This is a genomic window from Paenibacillus sp. BIC5C1 (assembly GCF_032399705.1).
Taxonomy (GTDB): Bacteria; Bacillota; Bacilli; order Paenibacillales; family Paenibacillaceae; genus Paenibacillus; species Paenibacillus taichungensis_A.
The window spans coordinates 2030394-2057357 of the sequence record NZ_CP135922.1; the positions used below are offsets into that span (position 1 = coordinate 2030394).

Sequence of the window (26964 nt, forward strand, 5' to 3'; positions counted from 1 at the left end):
TACAAGGATGATTACGGATGATTAATCCCTATTCAAAGTCGATTACGATGACATCTGTACTCATTTAAACGTCGAATACATTATCATCTACAAAAATAAAAAAGGGCTCCCCAATCGGGAAGCCCTTTTTTATAACCCATTCTAAAAAACGATAAAACATGCTTCCACTAATTAAGCTTCATCCTTGGCGAACAAGGCAGCCAGATTCTCTTTGAAAGGAGCGCGAACGACGCCTTTTTCCGTAATAATGGCCGTTACATATTCGTTAGGAGTGACGTCAAACGCCGGGTTGAATACTTTTACACCTTGCGGTGCTGTACGTTTGCCAAAACCTTCGGTTACTTCCTCCGCAGCACGTTCCTCAATCGGAATGAGATCGCCTGATGGCGTAGACAGGTCAATAGTGGACAGCGGGCTGGCTACATAGAATGGAATATTGTGCGCTTTGGCAAGGACCGCTACGCTGTAAGTTCCGATTTTATTAGCTACATCCCCATTGGCAGCAACGCGGTCTGTACCCACGATAACTGCCTGAATCCAGCCTTTGGACATCACCATACCAGCCATGTTGTCGCAGATCAGAGTAACGTCAATACCGGCTTGCTGGAGCTCGAAGGCCGTGAGGCGTGCGCCTTGAAGGACAGGGCGGGTTTCGTCTGCGAATACTTTCAGGTTAATGCCGCGCTCGTGAGCGAGGTACATCGGTGCAGTCGCCGTTCCGTATTTTGCAGTCGCAAGTCCGCCTGCATTACAGTGTGTAAGTACACCCATACCGTCTGCGAACAAAGGAAGAGCGTTTTCACCGATAAGGCGGCACACTTCTTCGTCTTCTTTCTGAATTAAGAGAGCTTCTGCTTCAAGAGCAGCATTGTTTTCTTCGATGTTTGCACCGGCTTCAGCGAGATCACTGGCTTTTTGCATCATACGATCCAACGCCCAGAACAGGTTTACAGCCGTTGGGCGGGAAGTGGCAAGATGAGCACAGATGGATTTTACATGATCCAGCCAACTTTGTACGGCAAGTCCGTCATATGCTTTGGCACCGAGCACGACGCCGAATGCAGCAGCGATTCCAATTGCGGGAGCACCGCGTACCTTCATTGAGTGAATGGATTCCCATACCTCCTCGGGCGTGTACAGTTTCAACATCAGAATTGTTTCAGGCAGCAGACGTTGGTCAAGCATTTCAAGCTTGTCCTGTTTCCATATAAGGGAGGACAGAGGCTGATGTTCAGGGGTTGTCATGGATGTTCCTCCGTTCCTTGAGTTAAACTTTAATAGAAGTAACCGCAGTAGCTACTGTATCTAGAAGTTCACCAATGGTATTCAGATTGCGATTACGCTTGATGAGTGCTTTACCGATTGCCAGCGCTTTGCGCTGAGCACGTTCACGTTGTGTTGCATCTTCAATCGTATCGATATCTGCGACATGCGCAAGTCCAACAATACGACGGACCATTTTCGCGCCGGCAAAGCCAACAGAATCTCTGAATAATTGTTGTACGTAATGAGCTTCGTATCCAGGTGCCTTAGCCATAGGATCAACCAGATCTGAAGCCCACAGGCTGCGGAAGCGGGATTCGAATTCAGTCCATACGTCACGAACCATATCCAGCAATATCGTTTCACGCTCATGAAGAGCCATCTTATCATGGATTCGACCTGGCAGCGAGGCGTAGTGGAGAAGCAGATTAGCAAGCACCGCTCCTACATCAAATCCCATTGGGCCGAAATAGGCAAATTCGGGATCAATAACTTTTGTGGATTCAGCTGTGACAAAAATACTGCCTGTGTGCAAATCACCATGAAGTAACGCTTGACCATGGGTGAGAAATTTCTCGCGCAGCAAAGCCACTTCAAGATGGAGTTCTGCATCAGTACGAAGTGCTTCTGCTTCGTCTTCAATGGCAGCCTCATAATTATTTTTCTCCGCAATGCGATAAGGTTCATCAAAGATCAGATCCTCGGTTATTTTACATTGATCCGGATTGACGAATCTGCCCTGTTTCTCTTTCTTCAGTTGCTGGTTCATGCCAAGATCTGACGTGAAAAACAATGTTCTTGCCATGAATTCCCCAATATGTTGTGCAAAAAGAGGATACGTTCCGCCATCGATGAGGCCTTTACGCATAATTACATGATCACTTAAATCTTCCATCACGGTTAAGGCGAGATCATCATCATAATGGTACACTTCGGGCACCATTCCCGGACATAGACGATACTCTTCCTGTAGAATTTCCCGTTCAATTCTGGCACGTACCAGAGACAATGGCCATGATTCTCCGACCACTTTCGCATAAGGAAGAGCTTGTTTGATAATGATACTTTTATCGGAGTTCTGATCCGTGATATGGAAGACCAAATTCAGATTGCCGTCACCGATCTCACGACATTCCAGTTTCGCATCTGCCGCAAACGGACCCGGTAATGTTTTGGCCAGTTCGATTGCATCCTGGGGTGTAAAAGGGCGATATTGGGACAAGAATGCCACCTCCATATATATGAAGAAACAGGAAAACCCACTTCTTTGCTTGGTATATGTCAGTATATCGGAAATAACGGTGATTTTGTACCCTTTTTTTGAGACAGCCTATACCGGACTTGTTTCGAACTTCGGGTGTACGGGTAAAAACAAATAGGCCGGACGGTTGATAGAAATACCGCGACAAGGCTCTCCGCATTAAGGCGGTGCCGAAATGTTAAATCTCTGTCATTCACATTCAGGTCAACCTGAATCAAGTGAATGTCAGACTAATTTTATAATAAAAGGATGGGATTAAGATGGCTACAAAAAACAAAACAAATCAAGCAAAATCGGTGGAACAAGTACTTAATCGTCAGGTGGCAAACCTGAACGTCCTGTATGTTAAAATCCATAACTATCACTGGTATGTAAAAGGACCTAACTTTTTCACACTGCATGTGAAATTCGAAGAATTCTACAATGAAGTAACTGTACAAATGGATGAAATCGCTGAACGTATTCTTACGCTCAAAGGCAGCCCTGCGGCTACAATGAAAGACTATCTTGAGCTGTCCTCTATCCAAGAGGCTGCTGGTGGCGAAGATGCCAACACAATGGTACAGAATCTGATCGAGGATTTTGCTACATTGTCGAACGAGTACCAAGAAGGTATTGAAGTAGCGGAAGCTGCGGAAGACCAACCGACATCTGATATGCTGACAGGCTTCAAGGCTGATCTGGAGAAACATATGTGGATGCTGCGCTCTTTCTTGGGCTAATTCCACTCTCACTTACCGAGTTTGCTGCCTTATAAAACATACATTTACTTCAACCTAACTTTCACGTTGTCAGGATAGCGCCAAGCGTCTATACTGCTGACAAGACTGACTTGGGGAGGAGAACGTTATGATAGGCACAACGATACCGGCATTAAAAGAATGGGCCTCCGCAATCAAAGCACTGGAAACGGGTCGCCAGGTTATGGTGATGCGCAAAGGTGGGATTGTGGAGGAAACCCGACGTTTTGAGTTGAAAAGTCCAGCGTTCTATCTGTATCCGACTTATGAACATCAGCGTAAAGAACTGATAAAGTCCTCTGATCATTTCTATGTTGAGGAATCACTGGCCGAATGGGTGCCTGAAGCTTCGACGATCCGTCTCACAGCATATGCTGAAGTGACACAGGATTTGGAGATCAGAGATCAGGAGATGCTGGATCGACTTCTTGACTTTCATATGTGGACTGCGGATTTTGCCGAAGACCGCCTAAAGTGGAAACGCAAAGATCCCCTCCATGTATTGATACTCCGAGTGTACCGTTTGAAGGAACCGATGGAGATTCCAGTATTACCTGAATATAACGGATGCCGTTCTTGGATTTCCATTCCGAATGGTCCGGTGCCGCGCGAAATGACGCCGGTGGTGGACGTTGCGGATTTTGACGAACAGGTACAGAAGATTAACGAGACGCTCAAAATGTAATGTTATTTATCGGAAGGACTTGTCCATGATATGGATAGGTCCTTTTTCGGTTGATAGGATCAGATTTGATAAAAGGTTGAATTCCTGTGATTTTTCTCACTGTCTATTTATGACGAAGAAGTTTTGTCATTTGATTCAATCTGGCTTTTATTATAGAATCAGATAGAATAATGTTTCCTGTAAGGGACAAGAGTTCTTAGGAAATGACTTGATAATCATTGAGAATCAGTTTAGAATTATTCTAAAGTGATTCTTGCTTTGGAGATTGGAGTACAGGAGAAATTCAGGGGAAGCCCTGTTCAGATATTAATAGGTGCTTTTTCGTTTTCGACAGTAAACATCAATTTAATCAATGGAGGGAAACAATACACATGGCTACGAATTTCGTCATTGAAGGTCTGAAAGCGACGATCGAAGGTAAGGAAATCCTGAAAGGCATCAACCTGGAAATGAAAGGTGGAGAAATCCACGCAATCATGGGTCCGAACGGAACTGGTAAATCAACACTGGCTTCTGCACTTATGGGGCACCCTAAATATGAAGTAACAGACGGTACGATTACACTTGATGGTGAGGATGTACTGGATATGGCTGTAGACGAGCGCGCTCGTGCTGGTCTGTTCCTGGCTATGCAATACCCGAGTGAAATTGCTGGTGTAACGAATTCCGACTTCCTGCGTAGCGCAATCAACGCACGTCGTGGTGAAGGCAACGAGATCTCTCTGATCAAGTTCATTCGCCAAATGGAAGGTAAAATGAAAGAACTCGACATGAATCCTGAATTTGCTCACCGTTACCTGAATGAAGGTTTCTCCGGTGGTGAGAAAAAACGGAACGAGATTCTGCAAATGATGCTGCTTGATCCAAAAATCGTAGTACTCGATGAAATTGACTCCGGTCTGGATATCGATGCTCTGAAAATCGTGGCAAACGGTGTAAACGCAATGAAGAGCGAAGATCGCGGCTTCCTGATCATCACTCACTACCAACGCCTGTTGAACTACATTACTCCTGACTATGTACACGTAATGATGCAAGGTCGTATCGTGAAGTCTGGTGGACCTGAACTGGCACACCGTCTTGAGGCTGAAGGATATGACTGGGTTAAGGAAGAGCTGGGAATCACAGACGAAACTGTAGGTCAAGAAGCGTAAAGACAAAACGGAGGAGGATAATCAATGACTACACAAACAATTCTTCCGGTTGAATCTGAAGCGCTTCGCGCCTTGTCGGAAAGCAACAATGAACCCGGCTGGTTGACCGAGCAGCGTCTCGAAGCCCTTAAGCTAGCAAGTGGGCTTGCGCTTCCTAAACTGGAAAAACAAAAAATCGAACGCTGGAATGTCAGCGAGTACGGCACGTATAAAGCTAGTGAAGCGATTGCTTCCCTTGAGGAAGTACCAGTTTCTATAAAAGATCTGGTTAAGGACCAAGCGGAAGGCAGTCTGGTTATCCAGCGTAATTCCGGTACGGTATATTCCAAGTTGTCTGCTGATCTTGCAGCAAAAGGAGTTATCTTCACAGATCTGGCTACAGCAGTTCGCGATCATAGCGATTTGGTAAAACCATATCTGAATACGGCTGTAAAAGCAGATGAGCATTCTCTTGCCGCTCTGCATGCAGCACTTTGGAATGGCGGGGTATTCCTCTATGTTCCGAAAAACGTAGAGATTGAAGTTCCGCTGCAAGCGGTACTGCTCACAGATGATGCTACTGCAACATTTGCACCGCACGTGCTTGTCGTTGCTGAGTCCAACAGCTCCGTTACTTATGTGGATAACTATGTATCTGGCGAACTGTCTTCACCTGTGTTCCATAACGGTGTTGTGGAAGTATTCGTGAAAGCTGGTGCCAAAGTCCGTTTCGCATCAGTTCACCAATTGAGCACGAATGTTACTGATGTTTCTTTCCGCCGTGCAGTGGTGGAGAACGATGGTTCGATCGAGTGGATTGTTGGTGAGATGAACAACGGTGATACTGCAAGCAACACGATGACGGTTCTTAAAGGGAATGGCTCAAGCTCCGATTCCAAAGTGATCGCAGTAGGTTCCGGTTCCCAAAAACTGAACTACACAACAGAAGCTCGTCACTTTGGTAAAAACACGCCAAGTCAGATGATTACACGTGCAGTTATGCGTGAAGAGGCTTCTGCAATCATTAACGGAATCACGAAGATTGAGAAAGGTGCTACCAAAGCGGACGGACAGCAAACAGAGAAAGTACTGATGCTGAGCCCGAAAGCACGTGGAGACGCCAACCCAATCCTTCTCATTGATGAGGATGATGTAACAGCAGGTCACGCGGCTTCTGTAGGTCAAGTCAATGTGGAGCAAATTCATTACTTGATGTCGCGCGGGATTAACCGTACGGATGCGGAACGCCTGATCATTTACGGCTTCCTGGCTCCGGTGGTGGCGGATATTCCTCTGGAAGCACTGCGTACCCAATTGCAGTCTCTCATTGAACGGAAACTGGGACAATGAACCCGGCTATCCGCGAGCAGTTCCCGATCCTCCACCAGGAAATCAACGGACACCCGCTCGTATACCTAGATAACGCAGCGACTTCCCAGAAGCCGCTGGCTGTAATCGAAGCGATTAAACATTATTATGAATATGAGAACTCCAATGTGCATCGTGGTGTTCATACGCTTGGAAGCCGTGCAACGGATGCTTATGAAGGCGCACGTGAGAAGGTTGCCAAGTTTATCAACGCGCGGCGCACGCAGGAAATTATTTTCACCCGTGGGACAACGACCGCTCTGAATTTGGTGGCTTCGTCCTACGGACGCTCAGTTTGCAAAGAAGGCGACGAAATTGTTATTACGCAGATGGAACACCATAGCAATCTGATTCCATGGCAGCAGGTAGCTAAGGAAACGGGTGCGACATTAAAATACATTCCGCTCCAGCCGGATGGCAACATTGATTTGGCTGATGTGGAGAAGACGATTACGAACAATACCAAAATTGTAGCAATCGCGTATGTATCCAATGTTATGGGTGTTGTTCATCCAGTAAAACAAATCGCTGAAATTGCACACCGCAAAGGTGCTGTCATCGTTGTGGATGGCGCACAGAGCACACCGCACATGAAGGTGGATGTGCAGGATCTGGATTGTGATTTCTACGCATTATCCGGCCATAAAATGTGCGGACCAACCGGAATCGGTGCACTTTACGGCAAAAAGGCGCTGCTGGAGTCCATGGAGCCGGTTGAGTTCGGCGGTGAAATGATTGATGATGTGGGTCTCTATGAATCCAATTGGAAAGAGCTTCCTTGGAAATTTGAAGGCGGAACACCGATTATCGCAGGTGCGGTTGGATTGGGCGCTGCTATCGATTTCCTGGAGCAGATTGGCATGGATGAGATTGCTCATCATGAAAGTGTGCTGGCAGCTTATGCAACGGAACGTATGGCCGAGATTGACGGACTGACCATTTATGGCCCAGCCAAGCGTCATGTCGGAGTGGTTACATTTAACCTCGGTGATGTACACCCGCATGATGTGGCAACTGTGCTGGATGCGAGTGGCGTAGCCATTCGTGCCGGACACCACTGCTGCCAACCTCTGATGCGCTGGCTGGAAGTCAGTTCAACAGCTCGTGCCAGTTTCTATCTATACAATAATGAACAAGATGTGGACCGGCTTGTCAGCGCCTTAATCCAGACAAAGGAGTATTTTGGCGATGCAACTTGATGATCTGTACCGGCGTGTCATAATGGACCACTACAAAAACCCGCGTAACCGCGGAACGTTTGATAATGAAGCTGTCACGGTGAATTTGAACAATCCAACGTGTGGCGACCGGATTTCACTGCAACTTTTGCTGAAAGACGGAATCGTTCAGGAAGCCAAGTATACGGGGGAAGGTTGTTCCATCAGCATGTCCTCGGCATCAATGATGACCGAGGCAGTCAAAGGCAAAACGATGGATCAGGCACTCGACATGGCTAACCGCTTCTCCTCACTGATGAAAGGGGAAGAAGTCGATTTCGACGATTATGAAGATCTCGAAGCCCTATCCGGTGTGAACAAGTTCCCTGCACGCATCAAATGTGCCACATTGGCCTGGAATGCACTACGCAAAGGAATTGACGAAGAGGACAATGTACAATAACGATAGGGAGGTAGAGCAAGATGGCTAAAAAAGCACCAGAAATGGAAGAGTATAAATACGGTTTTCGCGACGAACACAAATCCATCTTTCAAACCGGTAAAGGTCTGACTGCAGAAGTCGTAACGGAGATTTCCAAAATCAAGAATGAACCGGAATGGATGTTGGAATTCCGTTTGAAATCCCTGAAACAATTCGAAAAAATGCCGATGCCTAAATGGGGCGGAGATCTCGACGGATTGGATTTCAACGATATTCAGTACTATGTTCGTCCTTCTGAAAAACAAGGGAAAACATGGGAAGAGGTACCTTCCGAAATCAAGGAAACTTTTGATAAACTGGGTATCCCTGAAGCGGAGCAAAAATTCCTCGCAGGTGTATCGGCTCAATATGAGTCCGAGGTTGTATACCACAACATGCAAAAAGAATTGGAAGATCAGGGCGTAATCTTCATGGATACGGATACTGCACTTCGAGAGCATCCAGAAATCCTGCGTGAATATTTCGCAACTGTTATTCCACCAGCAGATAACAAATTTGCTGCATTGAATAGTGCCGTTTGGTCCGGAGGAAGCTTCATCTACGTACCTAAAGGCGTAAAATGTGAAGTACCTCTGCAAGCCTATTTCCGGATTAACTCCGAAAATATGGGACAATTCGAGCGTACACTCATCATTGCAGACGAAGACAGCTTCGTTCACTATGTAGAGGGCTGTACAGCTCCAATCTACAGCACAAACTCACTGCACAGTGCGGTTGTTGAGATCATCTGTAAGAAAAATGCCCGTGTTCGTTACACAACGATTCAAAACTGGGCACCAAACATCTACAACCTGGTTACCAAACGTGCTGTTGCTGAAGAAAACGCAACGATGGAATGGGTTGATGGCAACATCGGTTCCAAACTGACGATGAAATATCCAGCAGTTGTACTGAAAGGCCGCGGAGCTAAAGGTTCGGTTCTGTCCATCGCTGTAGCTGGTAAAAATCAGCATCAGGATGCAGGCGCGAAAATGATTCACTTGGCTCCAGATACAACATCAACGATTGTATCCAAGTCGATCAGTAAACATGGTGGTAAAGTAACTTACCGTGGTCTGGCTTCCTTTGGTCGCCAAGCGGAAGGTGCAAAATCCAATATCAAATGTGATACACTCATTCTGGATAATGAGTCCACATCCGATACCATTCCTTACAATGAAATCATGAATGATAACATCATGCTGGAGCATGAAGCTACGGTATCCAAAGTGTCCGAAGATCAACTCTTCTACCTGATGAGCCGTGGTTTGACTGATGCAGAAGCAACACAGATGATCATCATGGGCTTTATTGAACCGTTCACGAAGGAACTGCCGATGGAATATGCGGTAGAGATGAACAGATTGATTAAATTCGAAATGGAAGGGTCTATTGGTTAATCCAACTGCCCTTGCACGTCTCAAAACGTCGATTCTGATTGTGGCGAAGTTATGCTGTATTAGTTTCACGCGACCTATATAGAGAATCAAGAAAGATCGAGGGAGTTTATCCCTCGATCTTTTTTTATTGCAGTAGAAACACACTTGAATGCTCTATCCCGGGTTTATTTGTAATAATATATGATCAATAGCACAAGCCATTTACTAGATTTAAGCATCTAATGATAGAAAAGGATGTGAATACATGAGCATAAATCCGTTTAAGGGATATCGGGTTACAAGTTCATTTGGCTACCGAATCCATCCTATTTCTGGCGGTCAGACATTTCATCGCGGAATCGATCTCGTCACAGAGCCATGGAATGGGCCCATACATGCATTTATGGACGGGACTGTACGCTTTGCTTCAGAAGGTGCTACAGGCTCAGGATTCGGTGGCTACGGGCTTACGGTTGCGGTGCAGGATCATAGGGGCTACTTGCATTGTTATGCTCACCTTTCCCGAATTGCAGTAAAAGTTGGGCAGCAAGTGAAACAAGGACAACTTCTTGGTAATCAGGGAAGTACAGGCGAAAGCACGGGTCCGCATGTGCATTATGAGGTACGCAAAACTAGCTCCCCTTCGTATGGATACACGGCTAGTGAAAGTGGTGTTGTTGATCCAGGAATCTACTTGCAATCTGAATATAGTTCAACGGTTGAAGGACAGGAGGGAACCCCAATGACGACGGAGGAGAGAGAGCGGTTAACAGCGATTGAGAAGATGCTGGAATCCCAGTCGGCCTGGATTCAGCAGCAGAAAAACATTTCAAGTATGGCTTGTCCGTCCTGGGCTGAGGAAGCTTATCATTATTACCAATCGTATATAAATAACGAGACAGGCAGTTATGACTTTTGGAGATTGCTTGTCATCATGTATCGTAAGGAGAAGGGCATTAAGGTCTCTTCCACCTCCTCAAGTTAACTGGCAAAGCAGGCAGACAACCATTTATTGAATGTTGCCAGTTCGCCCGGTTCATCCAAACGCAAACGTCATATGTTAGGGTATACCTGATGAAGAGGAGGCAATCACATGAGCGAAGTTGGATATGGCTGTGGTGGCAATGTAGGCGGCGTAGGCGGATACAATATGTTCACCAACACAGGTGCGATCTTGGTACTGTTCATTCTGTTGGTTATCATCACTAAAGCATTCTGCGTTTAATTGGATAAAAACGAATAAGAATAAAAAAAGGGATGCCTTAGTGGCTCCCTTTTTTTACTTGTAAAGCATGTACACGTATGACATGTTCTCTTGAACTTGGATTGCTCTAACTGCTGCAGCACATACCTGAATGCTAATGCTTACTGGATATAAATTTCAACGATAGCTACATCTCTTTCCTTCGCTAAATCAATGAAGGTTGTAGAGGTTTGAACGAGTGGGCGGAAGTAATCCGCGGGGTTGTTCAAGACAATTAGACCGGTTTCGCCTGTCGTGAGCAAAACCCTTTTGCCAATAAAATTGGGTAGCATATGTTTGATGAGTTCCTGCGTAACTTCAGCATTCAACTGACCGAAGCTGAGGCTGTATAATTCGCATAGCACGGAGATTAGTTCCTGCTTGGTCTGATACACCCGAGTGGTCGTCATCGCGCTGTAAACATCGGCTACAGCCGTTATACGGGCAAATGGATGAATCTCGTCCCCTTTCAGTCCGTAAGGGTAGCCGCTTCCATCCTCACGCTCATGATGCTGGAGGGCAACGGTTGCAAGGATCTCGTCCTGTGTGGACTCTTTAACAATCTCATAACCATATAACGTATGTTTCTTCATTTCTTCGAATTCTTCGGGCGTTAACTTGCCCGGCTTATGTAAAATTTCAGAAGGAATCTTGGACTTGCCAATATCGTGAAGATATCCTGCTTTGGCTACAGTTAGACACTCCTCAGGGTTGTAACCCATCCAGCCGGCGATATAAAAAGCGAGCATTCCGACTTGTAAGGAATGGTTGTAGGTGTAGTCGTTATCTCCGTCAAGCATCAGCAGCAAGGAGACAACGTCCTTTTGTTTTTCAAGCTGTCCCGTTAAAGTTATCAAAATTTCATCGACCTGAGTCTCATCAATAAAACCCTTCTCCATCGCTTGTTCAAATAGAGATTCTGTACCTTTGATCGTATCGTTAAACAGATTAGTTAACAGACGGGTTTGATCGGAAGGTAAGGTTTGTGCATCAGAGTGTAGGTCAGATGTTGTATGTTCTACATCTGCGTAATCGATTCCGTGCTGCAGCAGCTTGGCAATATCATCGTCGCTGAGTGTGGAACCTTTCATCAGCATGTGGAGACCCGAACTGTTGTACACATCATTTTTTAACAGGTCGCCAGTTTTAAGATCAGTAACATGCACTCTCACGTATAAACCACCTTTTCCTCGACTAATATCGACACATATGATTATAATAACAAGAAAAAAATGGGTTGACAACGACTTATTTACTAATTTAATCACCCGTTGAACAGGTCGAATGACTAGTTAATTAATTGTCTGTGGGGTTCCAGGGTCCTAGTTGATGACCTTTCCACTCGGAACCATCTTCCCATATTTCTTTTTTCCAGATGGGTACATTCTGTTTGAGTCTTTCAATCGCGTAACGGCTTGCGTCGTAACAATCACTGCGATGAGGGGAGGAAACGGCAATAACGACGCTGATCTCTGCTACGTCTACCTTCCCAATCCGATGGCTAATCGCACATTTTACGCCTGGCCAGCGTTCATTGATTTCATTACCGATAGCTGCCATCTGAGAAAGTGCCATGGGTACATAAGCCTCATATTCAAGATGAACCGTTCGTTGCTGCCCAGTCATTTCACGGGTGGTGCCAACAAAGGTAAGGGCTGCTCCATGGTTTGCAGTGATGACGAGCTCCGTTGTAGCTTCCACGGACAGTGGAGACTGGGTGATCAGGAATAATCCATCATCCGTGCGATGCTCAGGGTGGGATGAACGATGTCCCTCTCCATTCAAGTGGGTACCATCACCTCCCGATACAGGAGGAATTAAGGCGAGTTCATCCTGGGCCTTTATAATAATATCGGCAGAAGCATACTGCTGGTTTACTGCCAGAAAAGAAACACGTATTTGATCAGCCGCTCCAGGATAAGCAAGGCCCAGTTTTTCTTTTAATTGTACAGGAGTTGGATTCGTTCCGGGGTATTCATATTCAAGCAGGGATGTGCCTAGACGTTCAGCGATTCCTGCAAATAGTTGAATTGTTAATTTCATGGAAATTACTCACCTCTTTTTAATCTCTAAACCCTATAAATATATCATAACGACGCGGAAAATGTTATGCTTATCCATTAGAGGAATGTACGTTATCGACGATAAGAGGGAGGCGGTGTGATGAGCACCAAGAAGACGCAAACATTAACGATTCTACACACCAATGACATCCATAGTCATTTTGGCTCCATGAGCTCCATCGCCGCCATGATCGGACACGAGAAGGAACAGGCTGGAGAATTTCTGGTCGTGGATATCGGAGATCATATGGACCGGATGGCAGTTGAGACGGAGGGTACCCTGGGGGCGGCCAACGTGGATATCATTAATCTGACCGGTTATGATGCCATAACGATCGGGAACAACGAAGGACTAACATTTACACCCGAGCAACTGGCGCAGTCTTACTCTGGACTTCTTTGTCCTGTTGTATGTGGAAATGTTGTGGATCAGGCTACAGGCCAGCCACCAGTCTGGATGAAATCCTCTCTCATACTGGAGAAGGGGCCATTTCGCATCGGTCTGCTTGGTGCTACAGCACCCTTTACCGCCTTTTATGAATTGTTGGGTTGGGATGTATTGGACCCAGTAGAGACGCTGCGTGAGCAAGTTGAAGCTTTGCGGCATCAGGTGGATGTAGTCGTTATCTTGTCTCATTTGGGGCTTTCCACAGATCGCAGATTGGCCGAACAGATCCAGGGCATCAATGTCATTCTGGGCGGACATACACATCACGTACTGGAAGAACCTTTAGTCATTGGTCAGACGGTGCTTGGAGCGGCAGGCAAGTTTGGTCAGTGGCTCGGTAAGGTGGTACTGGAACGGCAATTTGAAGCGAATGAACTTACACTGGTGAGCAGCGGCTGTGTTCCGGTCCAGAACATGTTGCTCGAAGAAAGCGTCTCGCTGGCTATAGATACACACCGGACGGAAGCTGAGCGTACTCTGGGCCAAACAGCCGTTATTACGGACAGAACGCTGACCATTGATTACGATCACGAGTCTCCGTTTGCGTCTTTGCTCGCCCAAGCAGTTCGTCAGTTCACTGGAGCGCAGCTATCACTTGTTAACGCGGGGCAGCTCCTTGGAGATCTTCCGCATGGCAATATCACAAAGGGGATGTTACATTCCCTATGTCCATCTCCCATTAATGCCTGTACAATATGCTTGAATGGAATTCAGATTCGCGAAGCTCTGGAGCAATCCCTGTTGTCAGAGTTTTCACGTAAACCGATTATCGGATTTGGATTTCGCGGGGAGATTTTAGGAACATTGTGCATGGATGGAATAGATGTGGAGTATGATCCCCTGTCGCCTCCATACGAGAAAATCCGTGCCATATATATGGGGGGCGAGCCGATGCGTGATGAACAAGAATATGTGGTAGGAACACTCGACATGTTTACGTTTAACGTAGGGTATACGTCACTTGCTCTTGGAAAGGATACAGCGTATCGACTTCCTGAATTCATACGTGATCTGCTCGAGTCGGAACTAAAAAGGCCAGGGGCGCTGGATGACAGCCTGCGGTCCCGTTGGCATGAAATCTAACAAGTACTTGCCTTCTGCTGAAGCGGCGGCTAGTGGAAATTACATCTACGGAGCGGGAGAGGATAGGCTGTGCGTTTAGTACATATAAACCTATTGCAGCCTGGCATGAAGCTGGGGAAACGAATTTATAGTGAAGAGGGTTTGGTTCTGCTCAGTGAGGGAGTAGAGCTGACCAGTCGGTTGATTGGACGTCTGAAGGACCTGGGGATTGGATATGTGTATATATCGGATGCAGCAACAGAGGATATCATTATTCCGGATATGCTGCAGGAAGAGACTAGGCGCAGAGCGCTAGTCGAGATCAAACAGCAGTTTCAGAGTATGTCGGGTCTCAAAACCAAAAGCCGAATCCCACACTTCGGAAAAGCACTTAGCGGGTTAATGAATACGATTCTGGAGGACATTGGCAGTCAAAAAGAAGCGATGATTATGCTGATGGATATGAACGCCAGTGATTTTGATCTGTATAATCATTCTCTTAATGTATGTGTGTATACGCTGGTTCTTGGTGTGGCATCAGGCTATACTCGGCAGCAGTTAATGGAGATTGGACTAGGAGCACTGTTGCATGATATCGGTAAAACGCAGATCGCTCCAGAAATTCTGCACAAGCCCGCCAAATTGAGCGATGAGGAATTTAAAATCATACAGCAGCATACTACATATGGACATCGTATTCTCAAAGATGAACCGGGTATACCGCTCCTTGCTGCACATTGCGCATTACAACACCATGAACGGATTGATGGCAGCGGCTATCCTTTTGGTTTGAAAGACAAAGAGATTCATGAGTACGCCAAATGGCTGGCCCTTGCCGATTCATATGATGCGATGACAACCAATCGGGTATATAAACAAGCTTTGCTGCCACATCAAGCTGTGGAAGTATTATACACCGGTTCAGGGACACTTTATGAACAGCGAATGCTGGAAAAATTCCGTGATTGTGTAGCCATTTATCCCTTAGGTATTTCCGTCACGCTAAGTACGGGGGAGGTCGGGGTTGTTGCTGCCATCCATTCGCGTGTTCCGCAACGACCACGTATTCGTGTTCTTAAGGATGCTTACGGCCAGACATTAAGTGCACCCTACGAGATCGATCTGTCCACAGCGTTGTCTGTTATGATTACAGGTGTTGAAGGTGTGGAAGACGCTACGCCAGCTTCAGCACGTGGCGAATTGTTTTGATATCCTGACGTCAATGGATAATGGGTAACGCTCATATTGTAATATCAGGACCGCGCTGGCCTGATATTACACGGGCGTTTTTTGTCATGTAATGGACAGAGCATGCTCATGCCAGAGCACAGGAAATTGTGCTATGATTAAAGATAACTCCAAAAGTTGAAGACGGGGTATGTTGTAAATAAAACTTTTTAGGTTAATAAAAGGAATAAGGTGAAGAACAATGACCATGCTAAACTCAGGATCGGTAGAACCGATGCCTTTATCGCCGACTAATGATCCTTGGGATCCAATCGGCTCTTTGCGTACATATGGACGCCATGTGCTGACCAGTGTAGAAATGACCGTGACTCATCTGTGCAATATGCGTTGCGAGCATTGTGCGGTAGGAGATATGTTAACGATGCGCGAAGCACCTGCGCTTCCGCTCCCTTTAATGCTTAAAAGGTTGGATGAAGTTGAGCACCTCCAGACGATTAGTCTGACAGGTGGTGAACCGAGCTTCAGCCAGAAGACCGTGGATGAGATGATCATTCCGCTCCTCAAATATGCCAAGGAACGGGGCATTCGTTCTCAGATCAACTCCAATCTGACACTGGATTACCGTCGGTACGAGCAACTTCTGCCATATTTGGACGTTATGCATATCTCATTCAATTACCTGAATGCCGATGACTTTCACCAAGTCGGGTTTGCCAACAGTGGTAGACCTGTAAAGCGGGAAGTTGCGGTGAAGATGTATGAGAAAATGATTGAAAACTCCCGTAAACTCAGTGAAGCGGGCATGTTTATTTCTGCGGAGTCCATGATTAATTTCCGTACTCATGACAAGCTGGAGGGTATTCATCAATTGATCCGTGAGATGGGCTGTGTCCGTCATGAAGTGCATCCGATGTATAATTCGAATTTTGCTTCTTCGCTGCCGGTGCTTTCCCTTGATCATATGAGAGCGGCTATTCATCGTTTGTTGGATGTGCGTGACAAGGATATGTGGATGCTGTTTGGTACACTTCCGTTCTTCGCATGCAGTGCAGCAGAGCAGGATCGTGAACTGATTAACCGCCTGTATAGCGAACCTAAAGTGACGGTTCGTAATGATCCCGACGGTCGTAACCGCGTTAACGTCAACATGTTCACCGGGAACGTGTATGTTACTGATTTTGCCGACATCCCGGCGTTTGGCAACATTCGTGACCGGAAACTGGATGATGTATTCCATGAGTGGTCAGCGGAACACCCCTTGAATCAGACAGTGAATTGTCATTGTGATGCTGCTTCTTGCTGTGGTCCGAATCTGTTGGTGGCAGATATGTATTATAAAGGTGTGGATTTCAAATCGAGAAAAGCAATTACACGTTGATATTCCAGGTGTATTCCTGAAATAGATAGAAAAGGGGAGTTTCGACTTGGGTATTCATACCGAATTTCATCTGGGGCAGTTGGTATTTAATCTGGTCTGTGTGTTTCTGCTCGTATTTTTGAATGGCGTATTTGTCGCAGCGGAATTTTCCCTGGTCAAAGTTAGACAAACACGCCTCACTCAATTACAGAGTGAAGGGAATAAGTTGGCTGGTTATGCACTGAAGGTGAATGGTAAATTGGATGCCTATCTATCGGCAACCCAGTTCGGAATCACGTTGACATCGCTGGGGCTTGGTTGGCTCGGTGAACCGGCTATTTCCGAATTACTGGTCGAACCTCTGATGTTCAAGCTTGGTGTAGCAGATACAGGACTTATATCCACAGTATCGGTCATTATAGGTTTCTGTATCATTACGTTTTTGCACATTGTGCTGGGTGAGCTTGCGCCCAAATCTCTGGCGATTCAAAAAACAGACGGAGTGGCTTTGCTGCTATCGGCACCGTTGCTGTTATTTTATAAAATTTTCTTCCCATTCATCTGGGTACTGAACGCGTCAGCCAATGCACTGCTGCGATTGGCAGGCATTGAACCCGCCAGCGAAGGGGAGGCCCATTCGGAAGATGAGCTTCGAATCTTGATGAAGCAAAGTGCGAAGAGTGGCGTCATCGACAAGGATGAAATCAAACTGATGGATAACATCTTTGATTTCTCGGATATGCTGGCACGTGAAATTATGCTGCCACGTACGGATATGGACTGTCTTTATACGCATATGTCGCTGGAAGAAAACCTGAAAATTATTAATGCAACAAAGCATTCCCGTTATCCTGTAGCTGTTGAGGATAAGGATGAGATTATCGGATTTATCCACATTACCGATCTGCTTCTTGCTGAACCTGACCATCAGCATGATTTGGCTGCGCTTGTCCGTCCGATTCTGAATGTTCCTGAATCGATGGAGATCAGCCATGTACTTCGTCTGATGCAGAAAAAGCACTCCCAGATGACATTGGTGGTCGACGAATACGGGGGCACGGCAGGCTTGCTGACGGCTGAAGAGATTTTGGAAGAGATCGTTGGTGATCTGTATGATGAGTTCGAAGACGAACGTCCGCATATGGAGCGCAGTGGAGAAACTTTTTCCATCGATGGTCGTTCCCTGATTGAAGAGGTCCATGAATGGACCGGAGCTGTCATTGAGGATGAGGAAGTCGATACGATTGGCGGCTGGCTGTTCAAGGAATTGGAAGGCAGTGCGGTCAAAGGTAAAACACGGGAGCAAAACGGTTATGTCTTTGAAGTGGAAGAGTCCACCCGTCTCCGAATTACCAGAGTGAAGGTATATAAGCGACCGGATCCCGAAGAAGATAAGGCGGAAATGGAAGGACAGGATCCAGATTCGATGCAGGATGCTGATCGTGAACGTAACAGGGACTGAGTGTTGATGAAATAAGCATTGATGCATAGCCTCTAGATCAAATGAAGAGACCTTTGGACACTGCCCAGCGGGGTAAGTCGTTTGAAGGTCTTTTTTTGCGTTCAGCTAAATATGGGATTAACTTGGGGGACAGCGACATATGGTTATAGAGACGGGAAATGAAAGCTTGGAATGATGCGATGTCGAATGTATCAAATCAGTAGTGATGAAGGAGGCGTTGTTCTGTGTCAGATCCACAGCTTCGTGCTTACGCCCCTTTTGTGGGGCCGTTTGATCCATGTCCACCAAAGACGATTCGGACGTACTTAGTTCCTCCGCAACTGTTTATCCCATTTCAGCCGATGGGCTGGCCGCAGTTCAGTCCTGCAGAAGCCTTAAGAATTGGAACATTGTGGCCTGCTTTATACAGTCCTTATACACCTGCCAGCTCAAAGGGAAGGAAGGTGGAAGCAGATGGAACCTGAAGCACCTAAAGCCTGTGATGCAAAATACTATGAGCTGCTGGAGGAACTTCAGGCACTGGATTTTGTATTAGTTGAGCTGAATCTGTATCTGGACACCCACCCGGGTGATTATCAGAGCATTGAGCAATACAACAAATTCAGCCAGGAGCGGATGAGGGTGGCACATGAGTTTCAGCAATTGTACGGACCGTTGATGAACTTTGGGCATGCGTTCTCCAAATATCCATGGGAATGGTCCCAGACGCCATGGCCTTGGCAAGTGTGATATAACATCCTCGGGTTTCCTTGCAGTCATTCCAAGCCGGGAGCTCGAGGGATCGTAACAGTTTGGATTTGATTTAAAAAGGAGGCGTCTGCATGTGGGTGTATGAAAAAAAATTGCAATATCCCGTTCGGGTCAGCAAATGTGATCCTCATATGGCGAAATTGCTGGCGGAACAGTATGGGGGCGCAGACGGAGAACTGGCGGCTGCCCTGCGGTATTTGAACCAGCGGTATACGATTCCGGACAAGATTATCGGGCTGTTGAACGACATAGGCACGGAGGAATTCGCTCACTTGGAAATGATTGCGACAATGATATATAAATTGACAAAAGACGCATCGGTGCAGCAGCTGGAGGAAGCGGGGCTTGGGCCGAATTATGCTCAGCGTGATTCTGCTTTGTTCTATACGAATTCTTCGGGTGTGCCATTTACAGCAGCCTATATTGCCTCGAAGGGAGATCCGATTGCGGATTTGTACGAGGATATTGCAGCGGAAGAGAAGGCACGGGCTACATATCAATGGTTGATCGATCTTACGGATGACGTGGATCTGCAGGACAGTCTCAAGTTTCTGAGAGAACGGGAAATTGTGCATTCCTTGCGTTTTCGTGAGGCCGTAGAGATTCTGAAGGATGATCGGGAGACGAAGAAGATTTTCTGACAAGGAAAACATATCGTTCTCATTGCCGTTCTCTGTCAAGGGAGCGGTTTTTGCGTTGGTAGGAACGTTCAAAGCATGTCTTCATTGGTTTTGAGATAATGGTAATGGGATGTATCCAGTAAAAGTTATCATTTCAAATATAAAATAATAAAAAACAGGACCGTCTTTTTTATAAAAAAAGGCTGTCCTGCTTTTTGAGGTTTAGTGTCAAGCTCTCAGTATTCAACGACCATGGCAACATTTTGCCATCCAGCGCCAACGGTCCAGAACAGCACTTTATCACCACGCTGAATTTGGCCGGATGTTATGGCTCGATGCAATGCAATGAACGGGCTGCTGGTTGAGGTGTAACCGAACTCATCTCCGATGTAGACGGCAATATCTTCGCTAATGCCAATGTTCTCGGATACAGCACGTATATTGCCAATGGATAATTGGGAGAAACAAGCGGCTTTGATCGCATCTGCTCCGATTTCATTACGACTTAGCAAAGTTCGAATCGAATCAGAGGCAGCGCCTACACAGATGGAATCATCAAACGGTATGAATTTTACATGGAAGGCACCTGCGTCAACACCGGTTTGGCCCAGTTTTGCAAGACCTTGTGCCGGGAAGAGAGAATTGCCGTACACACAGGTATCAGTCTGATAGATCGAGTCAATAAAACCGACTGCCTGCTCGTCCCGTTCAACAATGACAGCTGCTGCTGCGTCCCCAAAGTTCGCGAAGTACACAGGATCGTCTGGACTGGCGTGAGGAGCGATGTAATCCGAGCCAATAATCAAAGCACGACGAATTCTGGGATTACCCAGCATCTGACGACTAACTTGTTCAAAGGCGGCGGTCATGCCCGCACAGTTTGCATTGCTGTCAATGCAGATCGTATGGGATGCCCCGTTAATTAGGCGATGAATCATTAAGGAATTCGTAGGAAAGATGTATTCCGGCGTTTGACTTGCATAAGCAATCAGATCGATATCGGCACCTGTGAGTCCGGTCTTTTCGAGCAAATTACTGGCGGCCTCAAAGGCCATGCTTAGTGAGTTTTCATCATCGTTGTCAATTTTGTAACGTGTATCACGCCCAAGTGCCTTTAACAATCCCCGAATATCTACACCTCTTGCATCAAAATGTTCAATATAAAAGTCATTGCCCACCTTGTTCGTTGGGTGATAGATATCGATATCTACAATACGAATTCCAGCCATCTTCATTCTCCTCTTGAGCGGATGGGTGAACCCTCAGGTTGTCCGCCTGGTTTATTATGTCGTAACCGTGGAGATGATCTCAAGATTGTCCAATCCGACAGACCGTCCAAGACGGGACAGCTGCATTTTCAGAATGGCATTATTCTCAAGTGTCAACACCACTTTTTTATATTCATCTTTTTTGAACATCTGCAGGCAGCCTTCGAGAAGAGGCACAATTTCCGGAGCGGTAACATTCAACTTTTTGCAATCAATATTCAGCGCATACTCCTTGGTGTTAATCGGAGCGATCGTATCCTGATATGCCGAGATGGAACGCAAACCGTCTTCTTGAGAGAAAGAGCCCTCCAGTTCAATGTTCAACACCTTGTTCGGAACGTCAGTTTTCAGTATAAAACTTCCCATGATTGTTCTCTCTCCTTTAAATGAGTTAAGGCTATCCTGCTAACCAAGACATAGGCCTTGAGGCCCTCGCTGACTGATTCTGAGATGTAGCGGATTCGAAGGATAATTTAACCATATTATAAAGGTAGAGATGTAATAAGATCAATAAAAAAGTCGAATCGTGTATAAAAATGTAGAAGAGTGAATTATTGGATTTCATCCAATGTAGCGAGCAATATATTAAAAGCACTGATGATTCGTGGGGCACCAACACAAGGTGCCAGATGCAGCAAAATTCCTTTGAGCTGATCCACGGTTACACCGACACTTAGCGCCATCGCATAATGAACCCCCAACTGCTCATACTGGCCCTGTGAGATCAGTGAGGAGATAATCGCAACTTCCTTCCATTGATCGGTGATGGTTGTACGCTGAAAAATATCCCCGTAAGCTGTTCCCATAATAAACTCGGCGAGCTCAGGGAACTGATCCTTAATCGGTGCCAGTGCTTTTGCACCATATTCACCGGAAAGCTTTGCAAAACGCTCCAATCCTTGAGTCACTTGTTCACTCATGTTATTGCTCCTCCTAATTCAAAGTCACGGTACGGTGAGCCGTGGGTGGGATCTCGTCGCGATCGGTCAGAAGCTCAATGACAGTAACTTGGTTCAGCTGCTGCGCGCTCTGGAGAGCTGATGTGAATTCAGCCCGTGTTTCTGCCCGAAAAGCAACAGCACCGAGCGACTCGGCAAATTTTGCCGCATCCAGGGGAACCTCAAATAAAGTGCCATCAATTCGACCTGTTGTTTTTTCCATGCCTTTCAGTGCCATATCCAGCTGTTTATTGTTTACAACGATGAAGATGACCGGCAGATTGTTGCATACAGCGGTGTTAATCTCGGTTCCTAGCATCATAAAGCAACCATCACCTGTAATGCATACAATGGTTTCTTCCGGTGCGGCAGTCTTGGCCCCAATAGCCATGCCTATGGCATTGCCCATGCAGGCAAAGTAGGCGTCAAACACGAAGCTGCCGGGTTTCTTAACTTTATATCGTTGAACCGCATGAAAACCATGACTGCCATCATCCACAAACAGTTTATGATCATATGGAAGCAGTTTACTCATTTCTTCCAAGATGGAAGCCAAGGACAGACGCGGCAGATGCGGGAGAGGTACGGTGTAATCCACAGTGGTCGTCTCTCTTGGAACAACAGGTTGTTCTGTCAGTGTACCGAGCAAGAACTGCAGGTTGTCCTTCAAGTCGCCGGTGATATGTAAGGTTTGCGCGTGAAGTATTTTACCAACGAATGTAGGATCAGCGTCGAATTGAATGAGATGTGCAGGGTGGTTTTCAGGCTTCAAATTACAGATGGTCATATCACTCAGACGTGAACCGAGTACGATGTAGAGATCACTTTGATTGAGCAGTTCATCTGCATGAGGGAATCCACCGACACCGCAGGGTCCATGATATAGAGGATGATCCCAAGCAATGGCACCTTTTCCTCCGGGAGAAGTAATGACAGGAATATTGAAATGTTCGGCAAAATGAAGCAATTCATCATGGGCTCTGGCGCGACTGACGCCTTTGCCTGCAATAATTAAAGGATGACTCGACTGTTGAAGTAAGGGGAGGATACGATTCAGGTTGGATACGCTAATCAGGGGTTCTGGCTCCGGGAGGACAACCCGGAAATCAGCGAGCTGTTCGGTTTGTACGTCAAAAGGAAGACAGAGATGCACCGGACCTTTGTTGGGACCGAGTGCAATGGAAAGGGCGTGATTCAGTATGGTGCTGAAATGATCACCGCGCTCCACCAGCTTGCTGAAGAGGGTGGCAGGACGGAACATCTCCGCCAAATCAGCCAAGTAGGAAGAGGAGTCCTGACATTGCGGAAGCCCCAATTCCTGAATGGATTGATGACCCGTAATAAACAGGACGGGCAGATTGTTAGCCTTGGCATGGGCCGCGGCGGTGAGCAAGTTGGTTCCACCTGGACCAGAAGTGGCGAAGGCCACACCCAGTTTGCCTGTTTGGAGGGCATAGCCCGATGCGGCAAAGCCTGAGCTGGATTCATGGCGGCCTGGAATGAATTCCAAACCGTAATCGACCATTTTTAGGACAGCAGGACATATGGATTTTCCGATAATACCAAAGACATGAGTAACGCCTAAATTACGCAGAGCTTCTGCCAAATAGTCCGCAACTGTTCTCATGCGGGACACCTCGCTTCACAAAATAGGTTTTTGGACCCACAGGTCAAGTTCCATTTTTGGGATGTATGTCGTTGTCTAAGGTTGTAAAAGGAAATAAATCCTTGTTAATAGGAAGAGTAGCTTTTTTTGTGGTTTTTTGTCAACCGATTTTATAAGTATAAGTTCCTGATTCTAAGGTTGGAAACGCTTAATGTCTTGCCCTATAAGAGAAAATAAATTGGTTATATATTCCTGCAACGAATTACCTATAAACAAGATTTGTAGAATAAAATGTAAAATGATATAGAATATTGTAGATTTATTTTGTGAAGATCCAATGAGGATCGTATGCTTTCTATTTCACATCCGTGCAAGGATTGGCAATGTTATGCTTTCTGTTATACTGAAATTCGATGGGAGTGAATTGAATGACAACGATAAAAATGGCCGTAATTGGACTGGGTAAAATGGGATTACATATGATACATCAGGCGACAGAGGCAGAACTATCCAAAAAAGTAGAGATTGTAGCGGTATGCGATGCCAGCGAGGAAAATTTGGCCTCGTTTGCATCCTCTCATCCTGAGACGAAAACGTATACAGATTTCAAGCGATTACTAGACACACATACGGTTGATCTGCTGTACATTGCCGTTCCGCCTAAATATCACTATGCCGTCGTTATGGAGGCACTAAAGCGCGAGATTCATGTATTCTGTGAGAAACCACTGGCAAACAGCGTGGGGGAAGCCAAAGCAATGCTGGAGGCAGCCGAGAAGGCCGATGTAGTACATGCAATCCATTTTTCCATGCCACATGAATCATCAGTAGTGAAACTGCAAGAGCTGATCCGTCAGGAAACGATTGGCGAGATTCGCAAAATTGATCTGATCCTGCAATTTCCTCAGTGGCCACGAGCGTGGCAGCAAAATGCATGGATTACCAGCCGTGAGCAGGGTGGATTTATTCTTGAAGTGGGAATCCACTGGATTCATATGATCCATAAAGTGTTTGGTGCTATTAGGGTGATTAACAGTCAGGTTCAATTTCCTGAAAATAAAGATGAATGTGAACATGAAGTTCATGCTGCGATGGAGCTGGAGGATGGAACCCGAATCCAATTGAATGGGATTGCTCATTTTGCGGGTGAAGAGCGTGTATCCATGGTGGTCTACGGTACTGAAGGAACGATTGCCTTGGAAAACTGGGATCAACTATGGAGAGGACGCGTCGGAGAACCTCTTGTTCCCGTCGAAGTTGATGAATCCTTAAGCCAGTTGCCTGTACTTAAACACGTCATAGCCCGTATCCAAGGCCAACCTGCCAAAATATACGATTTCAACGATGGCTATCATGCACAGCTTGTCCTTGAAGCATTGCGTAATCCGGATCAATTCTGATCTAAAAAAGGTACTGAGCTAGATGAGGATTCGTTAAATGTTCTTTCCATTTGAAAAAAAGAAGCAGATCTCTATAGAGTAGGGATCTGCTTCTTTGTGTTATCTGGATCTAATCCATAGGATCAAGACAATTTGAATCGGTTAACCAGTTGATCAAGTGCATCGGACATTTCGTTTAACTGCTTGGAGGTGTCTGTCATTTCCTGTAGTGAAGCAAGTTGTTCTTCGGTCATAGCTGATACTTCTTCTGTGGCTGATGCGGTATCCTCAACTACGGCGGATACTTCGTTAATGGACTTCATCACCGTTTCACTGCCGGATGTCAGTTGTTCCACTACAGCGGATACGTCCTGAACTTCACCGCTGAGATCATGAATGTGCTGGGTAATATTTGTGAATGCATGCCCTGCATCTTCAATCGTCCGTAATCCTTCGTTGACATGGAGTGTACTTTCGTCCACAACCTGCGCCGTGTTTTGGACTCCGGTTACAACAGTTTCCAATATGCTTGTAATTTCTTTCGCTGACGTGGCACTTTGATCTGCCAGATTGCGGATTTCAGAGGCAACGACAGCAAATCCACGTCCATGTTCCCCTGCGCGAGCAGCTTCAATTCCAGCATTGAGTGCGAGTAAGTTCGTTTGTCTTGCAATTCCTGACATGGAATCGGCAATGTTAATAACTTGATCAGACATTTCTGAGATTTCGTTAATGGCTTCCTGTACAGACAAGAAGGATTGTTCAATGAACGTTATTTTCCCAACAGCATTATCGATACGCTGCTGTCCATCAACGGCGATGGATTCGGTACGTACGGCACGTTCAGCCACGTCGGCAGTTGTAGCCGCTACCCGATTAAGTCCGATGAGCGATTGTTCCATCGCAGCGACCATGGTCTGAGTGAGGGCAACTTGTTCATCGGCACCTTCTGCGACTCGCTCCATGGCCGTGGCCACCTCTTTTCCAGCGATATGATTATCAGAAACGCCTTTATCCAGTCGATCGGAGGCTGTACTCAGAATGGTGGCATTACTTTGAATGTCGAGCATCATTTGCTGCAGTCCCAGGAGCATGGTATTGGCAGCTTCAGCCAATTCCCGTGTCTCGTCTTTCATCGGAGTGGCAATTCGCAAGGTCAGATCACCATTGGAGGAGCCGATATCATTCAGTGCATGTGTCACTGCACGGATGTTCCTTACAATAGACCGGGACAGGACTAATGCAGCGATGACTGAGATTAAGGCAACAAGGAACAATGCTCCGTACAACTCCCAGTTGAGCACCTTGTTTTTTTGTTTCAGTTCTTCTGTACGGGTTTCAGTCAGAGCCAGTTCATTGGTTCGGAATGTACTCAGGGATTGCCGAATTTGGTCCATATCCTGTTTACCAGGATCTGTCGTGAAAAATTGTCGGATCGAAGGTAGATCATCGGCCTGGCGTAGCGCAACAATCGGTTCTCCTGCGATTTGAATCCAGTGTTCCATGGTCTTATGTATATCTTCCAACAGCTTCAGCTGTGAGGGGTTGTCCGAGATCAAGGTAGCGAGTTGATCCTTAAGTACAATCATCTGTTCTTTTCCATGGGTATACGGATCAAGGTAATTTTCCTGCGCTGTAATTACGTAACCCCGTTGGCCTGTTTCCATATCCACCATGTTCTTTTCAATCTCATAAGTCAGGGCGTGTACATTCATATCGTGATCTACGAGAAAATCCAATTCGCTTTGAAGTTTGCTGGTACTGTTCTGGATCAAAAGAATGCAACCCGCCAAAACAGCGAGTACGAGCAAATAGCCCAAACCAATCTTATAAAAAATTTTGAAGGTTCTGTGCTTTTTCATGTTTGTTATGCCTCTCCTTGGGGTATATGTATTTGTCGAAAAAACTTGGATGAGAGCTGTTTTAGTTCTTTAGTTGTGGTGTCTAAAGAACTATTTTTCAGTATTATACTTAATGAAAGTTAAATTGTATATAGTTTGTTTAATTTAAGTATAATGTTTGTAGATGTTGTATAACGTTAATGACACAGATGTTTTACATTGCACGGTTTACACTGCCAAACGTTTATGTTTATCATGGAAGGGGAACGATT

General features: G+C 46.0%; 26 protein-coding genes. 17 read left to right on the forward strand and 9 right to left on the reverse strand.

Annotation, left to right across the window (positions count from 1 at the left end):
• Positions 1 to 171: 171 nt before the first annotated feature.
• On the reverse strand, positions 172 to 1245 hold the full coding sequence (mtnA, locus tag RS891_RS09325) for an S-methyl-5-thioribose-1-phosphate isomerase (protein WP_315795144.1): 1074 nt from the start codon (positions 1243 to 1245) through the stop codon (positions 172 to 174).
• Between the two features lie 22 nt (positions 1246 to 1267).
• Positions 1268 to 2485: an S-methyl-5-thioribose kinase gene (gene mtnK, locus RS891_RS09330; protein ID WP_315795145.1), complete on the reverse strand. Its 1218-nt coding sequence runs from the start codon at positions 2483 to 2485 to the stop codon at positions 1268 to 1270.
• 299 nt (positions 2486 to 2784) lie between these two features.
• Here mtnK and RS891_RS09335 point away from each other — a divergent pair, with 299 nt between their 5' ends.
• From RS891_RS09335 to RS891_RS09375, 9 genes are all read left to right on the forward strand, one after another.
• On the forward strand, positions 2785 to 3246 hold the full coding sequence (locus tag RS891_RS09335; RefSeq protein WP_315795146.1) for a Dps family protein: 462 nt from the start codon (positions 2785 to 2787) through the stop codon (positions 3244 to 3246).
• Positions 3247 to 3373: 127 nt separating this feature from the next.
• Positions 3374 to 3949 carry a DUF1802 family protein gene (locus RS891_RS09340; RefSeq protein WP_079696573.1) on the forward strand — a complete coding sequence of 192 codons (576 nt, stop codon included), beginning with the start codon at positions 3374 to 3376 and terminating at the stop codon, positions 3947 to 3949.
• 371 nt (positions 3950 to 4320) lie between these two features.
• Positions 4321 to 5103 carry a Fe-S cluster assembly ATPase SufC gene (gene sufC, locus RS891_RS09345; protein ID WP_062833524.1) on the forward strand — a complete coding sequence of 261 codons (783 nt, stop codon included), beginning with the start codon at positions 4321 to 4323 and terminating at the stop codon, positions 5101 to 5103.
• Between the two features lie 24 nt (positions 5104 to 5127).
• Positions 5128 to 6432 carry a Fe-S cluster assembly protein SufD gene (gene sufD, locus RS891_RS09350; RefSeq protein ID WP_315795147.1) on the forward strand — a complete coding sequence of 435 codons (1305 nt, stop codon included), beginning with the start codon at positions 5128 to 5130 and terminating at the stop codon, positions 6430 to 6432.
• On the forward strand, positions 6429 to 7649 hold the full coding sequence (locus RS891_RS09355; RefSeq protein WP_099854758.1) for a cysteine desulfurase: 1221 nt from the start codon (positions 6429 to 6431) through the stop codon (positions 7647 to 7649). Before sufD ends, RS891_RS09355 begins: the two co-directional genes overlap by 4 nt.
• Positions 7639 to 8070, forward strand: a complete 432-nt coding sequence (gene sufU, locus RS891_RS09360) for a Fe-S cluster assembly sulfur transfer protein SufU (RefSeq protein ID WP_063564289.1) — start codon at positions 7639 to 7641, stop codon at positions 8068 to 8070. The genes RS891_RS09355 and sufU overlap by 11 nt, the downstream gene beginning before the upstream one ends.
• Positions 8071 to 8090: 20 nt before the next feature.
• Complete coding sequence (sufB, locus tag RS891_RS09365) at positions 8091 to 9488, forward strand: Fe-S cluster assembly protein SufB (protein ID WP_062319997.1); 1398 nt, start codon at positions 8091 to 8093, stop codon at positions 9486 to 9488.
• A 244-nt stretch (positions 9489 to 9732) separates the two neighbouring features.
• Positions 9733 to 10452, forward strand: a complete 720-nt coding sequence (locus RS891_RS09370) for a M23 family metallopeptidase (RefSeq protein WP_113051683.1) — start codon at positions 9733 to 9735, stop codon at positions 10450 to 10452.
• A 108-nt stretch (positions 10453 to 10560) separates the two neighbouring features.
• Positions 10561 to 10692: a YjcZ family sporulation protein gene (locus RS891_RS09375; RefSeq protein ID WP_208642727.1), complete on the forward strand. Its 132-nt coding sequence runs from the start codon at positions 10561 to 10563 to the stop codon at positions 10690 to 10692.
• 140 nt (positions 10693 to 10832) lie between these two features.
• Here the strand turns inward: RS891_RS09375 and RS891_RS09380 are convergent, their stop codons facing one another.
• Complete coding sequence (locus RS891_RS09380) at positions 10833 to 11882, reverse strand: HD-GYP domain-containing protein (RefSeq protein WP_113051684.1); 1050 nt, start codon at positions 11880 to 11882, stop codon at positions 10833 to 10835.
• Between the two features lie 124 nt (positions 11883 to 12006).
• Positions 12007 to 12753 (reverse strand): molybdenum cofactor biosynthesis protein, encoded by a 747-nt coding sequence (locus tag RS891_RS09385; protein ID WP_315795149.1) that lies wholly within the window; start codon positions 12751 to 12753, stop codon positions 12007 to 12009.
• Positions 12754 to 12873: 120 nt separating this feature from the next.
• Between RS891_RS09385 and RS891_RS09390 the strand changes: the two genes are divergently transcribed.
• From RS891_RS09390 to RS891_RS09420, 7 genes are all read left to right on the forward strand, one after another.
• Positions 12874 to 14304, forward strand: a complete 1431-nt coding sequence (locus tag RS891_RS09390) for a bifunctional metallophosphatase/5'-nucleotidase (RefSeq protein ID WP_315795151.1) — start codon at positions 12874 to 12876, stop codon at positions 14302 to 14304.
• Between the two features lie 69 nt (positions 14305 to 14373).
• On the forward strand, positions 14374 to 15492 hold the full coding sequence (locus RS891_RS09395; protein WP_113051687.1) for an HD-GYP domain-containing protein: 1119 nt from the start codon (positions 14374 to 14376) through the stop codon (positions 15490 to 15492).
• A 220-nt stretch (positions 15493 to 15712) separates the two neighbouring features.
• Positions 15713 to 16849 carry a radical SAM/CxCxxxxC motif protein YfkAB gene (yfkAB, locus tag RS891_RS09400; RefSeq protein WP_310852480.1) on the forward strand — a complete coding sequence of 379 codons (1137 nt, stop codon included), beginning with the start codon at positions 15713 to 15715 and terminating at the stop codon, positions 16847 to 16849.
• Between the two features lie 52 nt (positions 16850 to 16901).
• Complete coding sequence (locus RS891_RS09405; RefSeq protein WP_397333617.1) at positions 16902 to 18290, forward strand: hemolysin family protein; 1389 nt, start codon at positions 16902 to 16904, stop codon at positions 18288 to 18290.
• Positions 18291 to 18514: 224 nt separating this feature from the next.
• The gene (locus RS891_RS09410; protein WP_113051690.1) at positions 18515 to 18754 is read left to right on the forward strand and encodes a spore coat associated protein CotJA; all 240 of its coding nucleotides are present in this window, start codon (positions 18515 to 18517) and stop codon (positions 18752 to 18754) included.
• Positions 18744 to 19019, forward strand: coding sequence for a spore coat protein CotJB (locus tag RS891_RS09415; RefSeq protein WP_063564297.1), 276 nt, complete (start codon positions 18744 to 18746; stop codon positions 19017 to 19019). Before RS891_RS09410 ends, RS891_RS09415 begins: the two co-directional genes overlap by 11 nt.
• 92 nt (positions 19020 to 19111) lie before the next feature.
• Positions 19112 to 19681 carry a manganese catalase family protein gene (locus RS891_RS09420; protein WP_091001593.1) on the forward strand — a complete coding sequence of 190 codons (570 nt, stop codon included), beginning with the start codon at positions 19112 to 19114 and terminating at the stop codon, positions 19679 to 19681.
• 215 nt (positions 19682 to 19896) lie between these two features.
• Here the strand turns inward: RS891_RS09420 and RS891_RS09425 are convergent, their stop codons facing one another.
• From RS891_RS09425 to RS891_RS09440, 4 genes are all read right to left on the reverse strand, one after another.
• Entirely contained in the window at positions 19897 to 20889 is a 993-nt protein-coding gene (locus RS891_RS09425) for a 3-oxoacyl-[acyl-carrier-protein] synthase III C-terminal domain-containing protein (RefSeq protein ID WP_315795153.1), read from the reverse strand.
• 54 nt (positions 20890 to 20943) lie between these two features.
• Positions 20944 to 21294, reverse strand: coding sequence for a hypothetical protein (locus tag RS891_RS09430; RefSeq protein ID WP_113051692.1), 351 nt, complete (start codon positions 21292 to 21294; stop codon positions 20944 to 20946).
• A 185-nt stretch (positions 21295 to 21479) separates the two neighbouring features.
• Positions 21480 to 21848 carry a carboxymuconolactone decarboxylase family protein gene (locus tag RS891_RS09435; protein ID WP_113051693.1) on the reverse strand — a complete coding sequence of 123 codons (369 nt, stop codon included), beginning with the start codon at positions 21846 to 21848 and terminating at the stop codon, positions 21480 to 21482.
• Positions 21849 to 21861: 13 nt separating this feature from the next.
• Complete coding sequence (locus tag RS891_RS09440; RefSeq protein WP_315795154.1) at positions 21862 to 23493, reverse strand: thiamine pyrophosphate-binding protein; 1632 nt, start codon at positions 23491 to 23493, stop codon at positions 21862 to 21864.
• 407 nt (positions 23494 to 23900) lie between these two features.
• On the opposite strand from RS891_RS09440, the gene RS891_RS09445 reads away from it, so the two are divergent.
• A complete protein-coding gene (locus RS891_RS09445) occupies positions 23901 to 24872 on the forward strand; it encodes a Gfo/Idh/MocA family protein (RefSeq protein ID WP_113051695.1) in 972 nt (323 codons plus the stop codon).
• A 122-nt stretch (positions 24873 to 24994) separates the two neighbouring features.
• On the opposite strand, the gene RS891_RS09450 is transcribed toward RS891_RS09445, so the two are convergent.
• Positions 24995 to 26713: a methyl-accepting chemotaxis protein gene (locus RS891_RS09450; protein ID WP_113051696.1), complete on the reverse strand. Its 1719-nt coding sequence runs from the start codon at positions 26711 to 26713 to the stop codon at positions 24995 to 24997.
• Between the last annotated feature and the right edge of the window lie 251 nt (positions 26714 to 26964).

Bases quoted from the DNA above. Each gene is read 5' to 3' on its own strand.
- RS891_RS09430 (WP_113051692.1), bottom strand. From the start codon at position 21,294: ATGGGAAGTTTTATACTGAAAACTGACGTTCCGAACAAGGTGTTGAAC.
- yfkAB (WP_310852480.1), top strand. From the start codon at position 15,713: ATGACCATGCTAAACTCAGGATCGGTAGAACCGATGCCTTTATCGCCG.
- mtnA (WP_315795144.1), bottom strand. From the start codon at position 1,245: ATGACAACCCCTGAACATCAGCCTCTGTCCTCCCTTATATGGAAACAG.
- RS891_RS09435 (WP_113051693.1), bottom strand. From the start codon at position 21,848: ATGAGTGAACAAGTGACTCAAGGATTGGAGCGTTTTGCAAAGCTTTCC.
- sufU (WP_063564289.1), top strand. From the start codon at position 7,639: ATGCAACTTGATGATCTGTACCGGCGTGTCATAATGGACCACTACAAA.
- RS891_RS09335 (WP_315795146.1), top strand. From the start codon at position 2,785: ATGGCTACAAAAAACAAAACAAATCAAGCAAAATCGGTGGAACAAGTA.
- RS891_RS09450 (WP_113051696.1), bottom strand. From the start codon at position 26,713: ATGAAAAAGCACAGAACCTTCAAAATTTTTTATAAGATTGGTTTGGGC.
- RS891_RS09375 (WP_208642727.1), top strand. From the start codon at position 10,561: ATGAGCGAAGTTGGATATGGCTGTGGTGGCAATGTAGGCGGCGTAGGC.
- sufB (WP_062319997.1), top strand. From the start codon at position 8,091: ATGGCTAAAAAAGCACCAGAAATGGAAGAGTATAAATACGGTTTTCGC.
- RS891_RS09370 (WP_113051683.1), top strand. From the start codon at position 9,733: ATGAGCATAAATCCGTTTAAGGGATATCGGGTTACAAGTTCATTTGGC.
- RS891_RS09355 (WP_099854758.1), top strand. From the start codon at position 6,429: ATGAACCCGGCTATCCGCGAGCAGTTCCCGATCCTCCACCAGGAAATC.
- RS891_RS09340 (WP_079696573.1), top strand. From the start codon at position 3,374: ATGATAGGCACAACGATACCGGCATTAAAAGAATGGGCCTCCGCAATC.
- sufD (WP_315795147.1), top strand. From the start codon at position 5,128: ATGACTACACAAACAATTCTTCCGGTTGAATCTGAAGCGCTTCGCGCC.
- RS891_RS09415 (WP_063564297.1), top strand. From the start codon at position 18,744: ATGGAACCTGAAGCACCTAAAGCCTGTGATGCAAAATACTATGAGCTG.
- RS891_RS09425 (WP_315795153.1), bottom strand. From the start codon at position 20,889: ATGGCTGGAATTCGTATTGTAGATATCGATATCTATCACCCAACGAAC.
- RS891_RS09440 (WP_315795154.1), bottom strand. From the start codon at position 23,493: ATGAGAACAGTTGCGGACTATTTGGCAGAAGCTCTGCGTAATTTAGGC.
- RS891_RS09420 (WP_091001593.1), top strand. From the start codon at position 19,112: ATGTGGGTGTATGAAAAAAAATTGCAATATCCCGTTCGGGTCAGCAAA.
- RS891_RS09385 (WP_315795149.1), bottom strand. From the start codon at position 12,753: ATGAAATTAACAATTCAACTATTTGCAGGAATCGCTGAACGTCTAGGC.
- sufC (WP_062833524.1), top strand. From the start codon at position 4,321: ATGGCTACGAATTTCGTCATTGAAGGTCTGAAAGCGACGATCGAAGGT.
- RS891_RS09390 (WP_315795151.1), top strand. From the start codon at position 12,874: ATGAGCACCAAGAAGACGCAAACATTAACGATTCTACACACCAATGAC.
- RS891_RS09445 (WP_113051695.1), top strand. From the start codon at position 23,901: ATGACAACGATAAAAATGGCCGTAATTGGACTGGGTAAAATGGGATTA.